Below are 12,266 nucleotides of genomic sequence, written 5' to 3'. Positions count from 1 at the left end.
GATTGGTTTATTTTTTTGTTAAAAGATTCGACTTTTCCAACCATTTAACTTTGCAATGGCCTCTACGAAAAAGTAATCACCATATATCAAGGATACATCTACATTCTCACCTGCAGGCTTATGCCCTGTTGCTTGAACCAGAATCGCATCGTGAGACGGCAAATCCCAAGTGGCATAGTTGTGATGGAGTGACGTCAGGATACGCTCTGCCGCTCTTAAGTACACACTACCTTCGTTACCAGGAAGTATGGATGCAAGCTCCAAGAGACCTGATGCTGCACAAGCGCCAGCTGAGGTGTCTCTCGGTTCATTCTCCAAGTCCTCCGATGCTCTGAAATCCCAGTGCGGTACGTCATCAGAAGGCAAATTGGCGATGAAGAAATTAGCGACTCGCTGAGAAGCTCGCATATACTTTTCATCTCCCGTATACGTGTACGCATTCGCCATCCCGTATAGTGCCCATGCGGCTCCCCGGCTCCAGGCTGAATCAGGTCCGGCTCCCTGCCCACCTATGGCACCCAAATACTCACCTGTTTCAGGATCGAAGTTTACAATATGACGAACCGAACCATCCTCTCGGATGAAGTGCTCTACTACCGTATCTGCATGCGCTTTTGCAATATGTGCGAACCGCGGATCATTCGAGGTCTCTGCAGCCCAGAATAATAGCGAGAGATTCATGGTCGAATCGATGATCGACCAACCCAACTTTTCTTGGTTCCAAGCTCGCAAGAAACGTCCAGCTAAATTATATCGACCTGCTAGGAAATTTGCAGCAAACAAGCCACGGCGAAGCGCGTCAGGATCACCCGTAAGCTTATGTTTGATCACTGCGGTAGGAAGAAATTGAAATCCTACGTCATGATGGAAGTTGTTGTCCTGCATCATTTTACGTTCAAACTTCTCATCCCAACCCCATGCAGCTTCTTTATACTGTTCTTTGCCTGTCAGATCGTACAAAATCCACAATATTCCCGGCCAAAACCCTGATGTCCACCAGTCATGACGCATATCGTCATACACGCCGTCGGCTTTAGCTACATGAGGCGATTTATCTCCCATCTGAAGGAGCATACGCTCCCCCTTGTCTAACAACATCGCAAGTGGTTCTGCAAAATTATTTCGTTCTTTACCCATTATTTGCATTGTTACTGCCTCCTTCATTATCTAACAATTCTCTAGTTGTGATAATGGATATGAAAGCTGTCGACATACCGTCACAAGCTACACTAACGATCGCATGTGATTCTCTTCCATTGTCATCCAACCTAAGTAGCGAGGAAGCCGGTCCACCTGCTGTGAAAAACTCACCTACCGTGATATGAGGAGGAAGCGCTCCACGAGGATCGACATAAATGCCCGCTCTACCACTCGCCAGTTGAACCAGCCTAGATCCACGAATCGTGCCAAGGTTGTCGAGAAGCTTCCCGTCTCCCGCTACACCAAAGCGTACGAAGTTCGCCGCATCGGGGCAGAAGACACCATTCTTGTCATACGCCTCCACTAACACTTCGTATAAACCCTCATCCCGTTTCTCAGCAATTAATTGAAGCGAAATAGGCTCCCCCCAAGTCTCTGTCTGGTATTCAAACGTCAGTTCGTCTTCCACAATAACACCGTCTCGCTCTGCGGTTACCCGCAAATGGTTCAGACCCGGCTCGAACGAAGTCTCCCAACGCAATCCGGCAGCAGGGAAATTATTCGAATTACGTTGATGCCTGCCCAAGCTGACGCCATTCAAGAACAGCTCCGCAAATTCGCAGTTCGAGTACACCTTAACCATTCTCTGCTCGTCCACTCCCCCCCATCGAACGGGCATCGTATGACCATACAGGCGAACCATTGGAACTTTCGACCAATATGATTGAAAGACGTAGAACGCATCCTTTTTCGTCAAATCACGTTCTACGACTCCTTTCATGTTCAGATAAGGGATCGGTGAATCTGGGCGCACCGGAGTCGCGAAATCCTTGAATGCCCATTGCGCGGCACCCGTTAGCCAATCCATTCTCCCCTGCGCACTTAAGTACCAATCGATCATGTCGCAAAAGTAAGTCTCTGACCAATCACCATCACGAGATACTCTAGGTTCACCCCCGACCAGGAGATAATCCCCATCCCGTTCGTCTGTCGCGACTTCCCCTCCATTGATCATTTCAAAGCCCGTATATGGTTTCTCAACATGGCGTGTCGCCAAATTATCTGCTCCCCATTCCGCATGGAAGAACGAGTTGACCTCTTGAGCGGCGGCACTACAGCTTTCTTCATAATCGGTATACACCCCGCGGTACCAACCTGCCCAGATGGATGGTGAATACACATCAACAATATCTTTGCAAAAGTCACAGCGTCGGATAGCCGTAAGGCGAGACGAGTCCAAGCGATGCGCCAACAAGTGAAGTTCCTTCATAAATACTCTGATCTCTTCCTGATCGAAGTAATCGAAATCGCATTCCCAATCATTCTCGTTACCCAGTCCCCATAAAATAATAGAAGGATGGTTCTTATGCTGGGTAATCATAGCTTCCAACATATCGCGACATTGCTGGCGGTACCCTTCTCCCCCTAAACCCCCACGGCTCCAAGGAATTTCCTCCCAAGCCAGAATTCCCAATTCGTCACAAAGATCTAGCACGATTCGCGACTGTTGATAATGTCCGAGCCGAATGAAGTTCACACCCATCTCTTTGATGACTTGAAGCTCCTCACGAATCATCTCGTCCGTCATCGCAGGTCCTACCCCTGCATAATCTTCATGTCGATGCGTTCCTTGAAGCAATAACCGCTGACCATTCAATTGAAAAGGACCATTGGGTAAGAATTCGAATGTTCGGAAGCCGAAACGTTCACTCAGAGACGTTTCCCCATGTACACTTTCTAGCCTAACGTCAACGGAATACAAGTTCGGTGTATCCGTCGACCACAAGGCCGGATCCGTCAGGGCAAATTCCGCCATTCCTTGCATACCTTCCCATGGGGACAAGACGACTTCCACTTGTCCGATGTATTCCCCCTCAGGATTCTTCATTAACACGTCTACCTTCAGCTCATCTTGATCCTTCTCAGGGTTATACAAAGATATATCTACAGATACTTTGACTTGACCCTTACCCACCTTGGCATACTCCACCGTACCCACCCAATCCGTTGTCACATGTACACGTTCAATCGACACAGCTGGCACATAGACAAGGTTCAGGTTCCGATAGATACCACCGTATGCGTGAAAATCGTTGGCATCAGAAGGAATCGTCTCCAAATCGCGACTATTATCACACTTTATCGCGATCGGTACCACATCATGATAACGCTCCATTTCACTCGCTTCAGAAGACGCTTCTGTTATGTCTACCGTAAATTCATCATAACCGCCAAGATGCGATCCCACCTTATTCGTATACACATACACATCCGTTCGCTGCCCTGCTCCCTCGAAATGAAGTAAGGTACGCCCTCCCGGATAAGGATTTCGGATATCTGCTTTGAGTCGGTACCATCCGTGACCTTGATAATACGGTAGATCAGGATCCATAACATCAAGTGCATTATAGCTATGTGGTAGCGTAACGGCTTCCCACGGAACGTTATAGTGATTGTTTAGTTTGTCGCTTCGCCATACTTCCCAGACGCCTCCAAGACCTCCAGTGTAATGTTGCCATCCATCTACTAATCTTTGTTTATGCATGTCCGTTCTCCTATCTCATGTTTTGAAAAGAGCGCCCTTGCGGACGCCCAATAAACTTGCTTATGAATTATTGAATATTAGCGTCTGGACCAACAATCACACCAACGTTATTATTGAATCGCTCTGTCGCTTCTTTAATAATCTCGTTACCACCACTAGTCTTCCAACTTTCTACAACTTTCGGCCAGTCAGAAATTTGCTCATCACCATATATCATTTTGACCATATGTTCAAGGATAAACTTCGATGGCTCATCGAATTTCGGTGCCAAATCTGGATATTGTGTGTAGCTATCAAGCTCCGGATCAAAGAACATACCCGCTCGACCTTCATTCGGTAAAACCGATTCAAAACCAGCTAGCATTTCTTCACCCTTAGGCTCAAGCGGAAGTCTATCTTTATTGAACGCGCCATCTTTAGCGATCCATAACCAATCTCGGCGTTGTTCAGAATAACGCTCATTTTCATCTGCAGGAACCTTATAAGTGACTTTTCCGTTATCACTCGTGTATGTTTCTCCTTCAGTACCAAAGGTAAAGAAAGTTGTGGCCTCTTCACTAACCATATAATCGAAATAACTGATAATTGCTTCAGCCTTTGTCTTGTCAAGCTTCGCGTTAAGATAAGCCTGCTCCAAAGTCGTGTTGTAAAGCATCATGCCGCCTTTGCCATCTGGTCCAGTTGGAGAAGCAATCATTTCCAACTTGCCGTCTGCAATAGAATTAGACAATTCGCTCTGGTAAATACCCAATTGATTCGCATTCGCATTATAAATTCCGAGATTACCGGCATCGCGGCTCTTCGTCCACATCGCACCAGTAATCGTTGCGAAGTCTTTCGCCATCAAGCCTTCATCATACATCGTTTTATACATTTCCAAGGCCTTCATCATGTTCTCGCTATCGAAGAACTTCGGAACGATTTGATCACCTTGCTTCTCATACATCGTGCTATAAGGAAGTACATCATAAGCACCTAGTACGAAATCTGCATACTTGAAGTTCTCACGGAAGCCGAATGGCTGCTCAATTCCAAGTTTCTTGAACTCACGGAGCATAGGAAGCAAGTCGTCGATCGTCTTAGGCGCTTGCAATCCGGCTTTCTCCAGAAGATCTGCACGTACAAACGTCGCACGTCTCGATTGAACACTTAAGTACTGTGGAATGGAGTAGATTTTACCTTCGGAGGTAACTTCATCCCATGCTTCCTTCGGAATCGCATTTAGCAAATTCTGTCCATGTGACTTGAGAATGTCATCCAGTGGCATGAATATACCAGCTTCTACAGCACCTTTCATATCTTTACTAGATGGTGTCATCGATTGATAAGCTACTAATACGTCTGGCAAATCACCGCCTGCGAACATTAATGAAACCTTTTGTTTGAAATCCTTATGTGGAAGCAGCTGGATGTCCATATCTGTATTTGTACGTTTCTCCAGTTCAAGTACCCATTTATCCTTGTTGATGTCTTCTACCGATTCAACCGCTTTCAAGGCAAGCGTTCCTCTTGCGATGGAGAATTTAGTCGGCTTTGCAATCGTTTCCGTTTCTGCCGGCTTATCAGTTTTGTCAGGTGTAGGACTATTCTCCGCACCCTTGTTCGAGGCTCCACAAGCTGCTAATACGCTTGTTAGAAGCATAATACAAAGTAAACTAGTTATTCCCTTTTTCATACATAGACGCCCCCTAATGGTTTTTATAGCGCTTTCATTTCCCGTATCTAACTTATCACGTCATAAAAATAGTTAATATGTGCTTACTTATGATGCAATGGTTTCTTTTACGTTACTTATGCTTTTACCGAGCCTACCATCATCCCTTTGGTGAAATGCTTCTGCAAGAACGGATATACCAGCATAATCGGAATGGTAGCTATAACTACCACTGCCATTTTGATCCCCTCTGGAGAAGACATCATAACATCCTCCGCAGGCGACGAAATAGAGGAACTATCGGTAATAATAAATTCTCTGAGTCTGACTTGAAGCGGATATAACTGCCTATTATTAATATAATAGAGCGCATTCGCATAGCTATTCCAATGCGATACAGCATAGAATATCCCTATTGTCGCCATAACAGGCTTCGAAAGGGGTAGAATAATACTCCATAAGATCCGCATTTCTCCGCATCCATCGATTCGTGATGAGTCAATCAGTTCCGTTGGCAATGCCATGAAGAAGGATCGCATGACAAACAGATTAAATGCACTTATTGCCCCTGGCAACATCAACGCCCACAACGTATCATGGAGCCCTAATTCTTTAACGAGCAAATAGTTCGGAATAAGGGGTGCTGTAAAAATCAATGTAAGTAGCACCAGAATCAATACAGGCTTGCGATATACATATTCCGTACGCGACAATGGATAAGCTAACATAGCCGTCATCGCAAGATTTATAAATGTACCAAACGTCGTAATAAAGATACTAACTCCGAATGAACGCCAGATGAGCTTTTCTCCAATAACCGCCTTAAAGTTAGTTAGGGTAGCATCGACCGGCCAAAAGAAGACTTTGCCGCTATTGATTGCTGTGTTACTGCTGAGTGATTGTGCAACGACATGTAAAATGGGTAGAATCATGCTCAAGCCTAACACAATCAGAAAAATATAATTGAATACATTAAATACACGCTGTCCAGTGCTTAATCTTACCATGGGGGTCTCCTCCTTAATATAATCCTTCGCCGGTCATCTTCTTACTCAACGTGTTTCCTGTCATAATCAAGACGAGACCCACCACTGATTTGAACAGACCGATGGCTGTCGTATAGCTATATTGTCTATCAAGAAGGCCGACTGTATAAATGTACGTGTCCAGAATTTCACCCTTATTGGAGTTAAGCGTATTTAGGAACACAGAGACTCTCTCGAATCCGAAATCCATGAAATGCCCAATTTGCAGTAGGAATAAAATGGTGATGGTCGGCATAATGGAGGGTATCGTAATAGATAACGTCTGTTTCCAACGACTGGCTCCGTCAATTTCCGAAGCTTCATATAAATCTGGATTGATACTCGTTAAAGCGGCCAAATAGATAATCGTTCCCCACCCTGCATCCTTCCATACACCAGAGGAGACCAGTATTGTGCGTATATAGGAATTCTCACCCATGAAGTAAATGGGCTCGAAGCCTAGCATGCCTATGATATTGTTCACAATACCACTCCGAGGTGATAAAATTTCAATCGCGATACCGCCAATGACGATCCACGACAGAAAATGTGGCATGTAGAGAATGGTCTGTAACGTCCGTTTGAAAAAAACCTTACGTATCTCATTTAGCAATAACGCAAGAATAATAGGGATCGGAAAAGAAAATCCTAAACTGTAAATAGCGAGAAGTAGCGTGTTCTTTAAAATACGTAGAAAGTCCGGATATTGAAACATACGCTGAAAGTGATCAAGTCCCACCCATGCACTCCCAAAATAACCTTTGAAAATATTGTAATCTTGGAAAGCCATGATGGAACCAACAAGCGGAACATACTTGAATAGTAGGAAGTAAATAATTCCCGGAATGGATAGGAGATATAGCGCTTTATACTTTCTGAGATTAGCCCATCGTTCCTTTCCATTCCGAAATTGAATCCGGTCGGACTCTGACTTAGATATATTATTTTTTGCCATCGGAGTCATCTCCTTAATAGTTTGTACGATTATCGTACACGATGACCCTAGGTTCTACGATGGCGTTATCTTTGTCGATATGGCTTTTTCTACGATTTAGGCATAACCATTCGAATGACCGTTCCCTCTCCTAATTCACTCTCAATTTCAAGCCCATATTGTTCGCCAAATACAAGCTGAATACGGCGGTGAACATTCAGGACACCGATTCCTCCCTTGCCTTCTGTCACTTCCGTTAGGCGTTTGGTCTCCAAACGGCTTTGTAGCTCTAACAGAGATGATTCGCTCATCCCAGATCCGTTATCGACAACAGAGACAATAAAGCCGGTATCCGTTTCTTCCGCACGAATCTGAATACGATGATATTCCTCAATTCCATCACTGAACGCATGTTGGAAGACGTTCTCGATGAGAGGTTGCAGCGTGAGCCGCACCATTTTATTTAACAAATAGTCAGGTGGTATCTCATCATCAAATTCGAATTCCTTACCGAATCGATACTTCAGTATCGTCATGTAATTCAACACATGCTTGACCTCGTTAACGACCGTAACTTCCTCTAAACTGGTCTGGACAGCATATCTCAGCATGTAGGCCATGCTTTTGACGATTTCTGACACCTCAAAGGAGTCCTGAACCGTTGGGAAACAAACAATCGTCTCCAGCGTATTGTACAAAAAGTGGGGATTAATCTGCAGTTGAAGCGCCTGGAGCTCTGCTTTCTGCCGTTCTACCTCGGCCTCCCGCTTGGTGCTTTCCGCTGTATAGACTTGTTCGATTAGATCAGATAGCTTAGAGACCATGGAATTGTAGCTCACAATCAACTCGTCCACTTCATCCTGTTTGCCAATAAGCGGAATCCTTGTCCAATCCCCCTTTTCTGCCTGTTTCATACCCTGTCTTAAGTTTTGGATCGGCGTGGTTATAGATTGACCAAATCGATAAGCGATCAGTAATGCCAATATCAATGTGGCCATACCAATCCAAATCATATTCGTTCGAATCCCATTGATCGGCTGACGTAAATCATCCATTGGGATAGAAAGCTGTAGATCCCAATTCGTGTAGGATGAATAACGTGCTATCGTAAACCGCTCCACACCGTCTTCCACGTCTATGAACGACTCGATATTGTCTTCAGGTAGCTCTCTGCCTACTTTGTTGAGCGCCTGTTGACCTATCCTGCTTGAATCCGTATGATAAATGATCTTTCCCTGCCTATCCTCAATATAAAAAAAGCCTTGTGGCCCCAATTCAATCCCCTTCCAGAGGGATGACAAATCTGCACTCCTGACCTCCATCGCCAGAACGCCTTTATACTCCATCGACCGAAGTCCCCTAATTTTGCGAGCTAGTGTAATAGACTGACCTTGCTGTCCAGAGGTGATACTATCATTTAAAATAACTAGCTGACCATTATCCGGAATATCGGAGAATAGATCAGCAAAGTAAGCTTTTGAGGTGGGAGTCGTAAAGTCGATTGGAATGCCATTATTCACAATGACGGATCGGCCATCTTGCCCAACTACGTATAATGCGGTAACCTCCGGATGGCGAATCAATATAGGTTCAAAGGCGTTCTCCTTGATCCTAGACGTGTAAAAGTAATTTTTATAATTCGACTCCGGAGCCATATCGAGATATTCTTTGATATCCAGATTAGTGAGCAGCGACAATGTCGAATTTTCATAACTTCGAATATATTGCTCCAAGTGGTGCGATGCGATATTGACAACCTGGGTCATATTCGCTTCGGCCTGATCACGAAGCTTGGCGGACGCACCATAAAAAGTGGACAATCCGAGGACGAATAAAGGTACAAGAATAACAATGATAAAATAAGTATACAATCGAAAAAAGAGTCCTTTTCGCCGCTTCATCATTTATTTGATCCCCAGTCTGCTACGAAATTCAGTTGGCGTGAGACCGTTCACTTTCCGAAATGTCTTGGCAAAGTGTGAATAATCCTCATAACCAATCTCATGCGCAACGTCTACGATTCGATAATGAGGGAGCGCCAGTAGCTTCTCGGCCAATGCTATTCGCTTTGTCATTCGATAGTTTATAAAGGTAACCCCTGTAGCCTTCTTGAAATACAAACTGAAATAGTTCGGTGTCAGACCTACGAGATTGGCGACCTCCTCTAGTGTGACTTCCTTGGCAATATTCTGCTCGATATAAGCTTTGGCCTCTGCCATCAAATCCTTAAAGCCACCCCTACGCAAAGCGAGATCATCCGTTAAGGAATGGATCCTCCCGCGAAACCTCTCGTTGATCTCAACGAAGGCACCCACTTCTATATTGGCATCCGTGCCCGTATAATTGTGACCTTTTACCTTCAATCGATCCAACACAGCTTGGAAAGAGTCATCTAACAACTCGCTCAAGCGATCTGGATGATCCGTTCTTTCACTACAATAATAGAGCCACTCATTCAAGCATTTATCCACATCCTGCAACCGCAGCTTCCAAATATGCTCCGACATTTCATCCAACCATTTCTCTGACTCTGTCGGCGTTACCACTCCCTTGTCCATGGTAGAAAGTAATCTATCTAACATTTCATGAATATCCATTTTAACAACAGGCTTAAGCAGATACTCTTTAACACCGTATCCCATACATTGCTTCGCATATTCAAACTCTGCAAATCCTGAAATGACCACCACTCTAATAAAGCTGTACGATTCATGAATGCGCTTGCAAAGTTCCAAACCGTCCATCTTCGGCATCCGGATATCCGTTATCATGATATTGGGCGGATATTCCGCAATCATGGAAAGTGCCTGCTGGCCATTCTCCGCTACTCGAATACTACTGAATGGTTTGCTGTATGTTAACATCATATTTTTTAAGCCATTTCTAATGATCATTTCATCATCAACGATCAATATATGCATACTTCTGTCCCCTCCAATAAAACAATCCATATTTTCATTTATTATCATAGCATCTATTTCTGCTAATAGAATAAAAAAAGCAGCTCATCCCCTATAACGAGGAATGAACTGCTACTTTCCGTTTCTACCCAACTGCATTTGTTTATACACTTCATCTGAAATCTCTTTCAGTGTTTGCGAATGTATTAATTTGCACGTACTAATCTTAAGATAATCAACTTCGTCAATTTTCCCCTGTTCTAAGAGTTGATCTAATGCCGGAAGGCGGAAATCCTTAATTGGCAGATACGCGAGCGTCAGGTTCTCCGTATCGGTATGAATAACGATCTTAATTCCTAATAAACGGGGAAAGAACAGCGATTCAAAACTACGTTTGATGACTATATTTTCTAGCTGTGCATGTTTTATTGCTGGCAAATTACTTGGTAAAGAAACAAAGTATACGATTTGTTCAAAAGAATAATCCAATTCCTCAATATCAAATCCATGCAATCTCGTTATTTTTTGCGTCATTGATTTTAACTCCGTAAAATAAAAGAACCGGCTGCTCATTAAAATAATCGATATAAATATAAAAATGGCGAGAACAAGAACAAGGCTGAATCCAACCATGATTATCCAGCTCCTTCTATGATGATACTACTTTATTTCTTCCTGTCTTTTTAGCCTTATACATGGCCTGATCCGCTACATCCACAAGCTCTAATGAAGTTAACGCTCCAAGTTCCTCTGATGAAGCAACACCCAGACTAATCGTTAAGCGACCTGATGGTTGTCCTTCCCTACAAGGGAACGGCGCATTTTCTACATTTGAACGAATCCTTTCTGCAACGAAACACGCTATTTCCTTATTCGTATGTGGAAGTAAAATAACAAACTCTTCTCCGCCAAAACGAAAGGCAACATGATCTTCCATAATAGAATTCCTTATCACATCTGCTAACTGAATTAACACTTGATTTCCGAGTAGATGACCATTCGTATCATTGAAATGTTTGAAGTGATCGATATCCAACAGGATAATCGAAAGTGTCCCTTGCGGTTCACCCAAGTGTTGCTCCAGGTAAGTCTGCAGTGACCGTTGATTGAATAATCCAGTTAATCCATCCTTTATTGCTAGATCCTCAATCTTTCCATATAAATGGATATGCTGAATAGCTATAGAAGCTTGGTTCGCAAGGTGAGTAACGCTATCCACATCGCTAGGCGTAATCGGCTTCTTATTCACTGGATTATCAATAATGAGAACGCCGACCTTCATCCCTTGGCTTATTAGTGGAAATACTACTAACTCGCTCATATTAAATTGATGTGCAAACAACCATAGCGTGTTATCGCTTTCATCTATTCGTGTAATATGAAGTGGTTCGCCACTCTCTAAAGCTTGATATAGGAAATTCGGTTCATCTAGTGGTATCTCAAGCCCCTTCACCTGTTCATTGAGCAATAGATCTACGGACTTCTCAGTTTCCTTACCTTCAATGAGGTCTAATAGTTTATATTTGCTCTTAGTAATTCTGTCCCATACCGCGTAGCCTTCTGTAACAGTCATCGGTCCAGTGCCCATAATTCCCTTTAGCTTGGTACCATCCTCATCGACTAACAGAATCATCGCTCTGTTGAACCCTAGACCATGGCCGGCAGTCACAGATGTTAGAATAGTATGTAATAGTTTCTGTAGATTAAGCGTCTGTTGAATGGAGAAGCTTACTTCCTTAAATACGTTTAATTGCTTGGAATTCAACGAGAGCTTACTAAGCCAATCATCACTCTCTATTTTCACATTTCTAATATATTCAGTTAACACGTATACACCTGCTGCAACAAGAGAATATATACACAGAACAAACACATTACTCTCACCTGTCTGGGCGAATACTATACACCAAGATATGAGAACGCTTGCAATTCCTCCATAAGCATGAAAGCATATTACCGACATACCGATAAAGATTAATAACATCCAATTCATATGTACAGAGTCAAATAATAAATCTTCAACCTTTACCAATACAAGGCTTGATGCTATCAGGATCCATTTATTGAG

The 12,266-nt window shown here is 43.5% G+C and carries 9 protein-coding genes; all 9 read right to left on the bottom strand.

Translation table 11 applies throughout. From position 1 onward, the window contains the following. Positions 1-18 precede the first annotated feature (18 nt). Positions 19-1,137: a glycoside hydrolase family 88 protein gene (locus tag ACP8HI_RS23650; protein WP_438351963.1), complete on the bottom strand. Its 1,119-nt coding sequence runs from the start codon at positions 1,135-1,137 to the stop codon at positions 19-21. Further along, a complete protein-coding gene (locus ACP8HI_RS23645; RefSeq protein ID WP_438348559.1) occupies positions 1,130-3,685 on the bottom strand; it encodes a glycoside hydrolase family 2 TIM barrel-domain containing protein in 2,556 nt (851 codons plus the stop codon). Before ACP8HI_RS23645 ends, ACP8HI_RS23650 begins: the two co-directional genes overlap by 8 nt. A 67-nt stretch (positions 3,686-3,752) precedes the next feature. Then, positions 3,753-5,360, bottom strand: a complete 1,608-nt coding sequence (locus ACP8HI_RS23640; protein WP_438348558.1) for an extracellular solute-binding protein — start codon at positions 5,358-5,360, stop codon at positions 3,753-3,755. A 116-nt stretch (positions 5,361-5,476) separates the two neighbouring features. Further along, on the bottom strand, positions 5,477-6,346 hold the full coding sequence (locus ACP8HI_RS23635) for a carbohydrate ABC transporter permease (protein ID WP_438348557.1): 870 nt from the start codon (positions 6,344-6,346) through the stop codon (positions 5,477-5,479). A gap of 13 nt (positions 6,347-6,359) precedes the next feature. Then, positions 6,360-7,319, bottom strand: a complete 960-nt coding sequence (locus tag ACP8HI_RS23630; protein WP_438348556.1) for an ABC transporter permease — start codon at positions 7,317-7,319, stop codon at positions 6,360-6,362. A gap of 89 nt (positions 7,320-7,408) precedes the next feature. Further along, positions 7,409-9,202 (bottom strand): sensor histidine kinase, encoded by a 1,794-nt coding sequence (locus ACP8HI_RS23625; RefSeq protein ID WP_438348555.1) that lies wholly within the window; start codon positions 9,200-9,202, stop codon positions 7,409-7,411. Then, on the bottom strand, positions 9,203-10,219 hold the full coding sequence (locus ACP8HI_RS23620) for a response regulator (RefSeq protein ID WP_438348554.1): 1,017 nt from the start codon (positions 10,217-10,219) through the stop codon (positions 9,203-9,205). Between the two features lie 111 nt (positions 10,220-10,330). After that, positions 10,331-10,831, bottom strand: coding sequence for a hypothetical protein (locus ACP8HI_RS23615; RefSeq protein ID WP_438348553.1), 501 nt, complete (start codon positions 10,829-10,831; stop codon positions 10,331-10,333). Between the two features lie 16 nt (positions 10,832-10,847). Continuing rightward, a complete protein-coding gene (locus ACP8HI_RS23610; RefSeq protein ID WP_438348552.1) occupies positions 10,848-12,191 on the bottom strand; it encodes a GGDEF domain-containing protein in 1,344 nt (447 codons plus the stop codon). Positions 12,192-12,266 lie beyond the last annotated feature (75 nt).

The sequence above is a fragment of the Paenibacillus sp. FA6 genome (assembly GCF_051550225.1).
Taxonomy (GTDB): Bacteria; Bacillota; Bacilli; order Paenibacillales; family Paenibacillaceae; genus Paenibacillus_AQ.
Note: the sequence above shows the minus strand (reverse complement) of the source record. Positions and strands in the feature narration are given on the sequence as shown.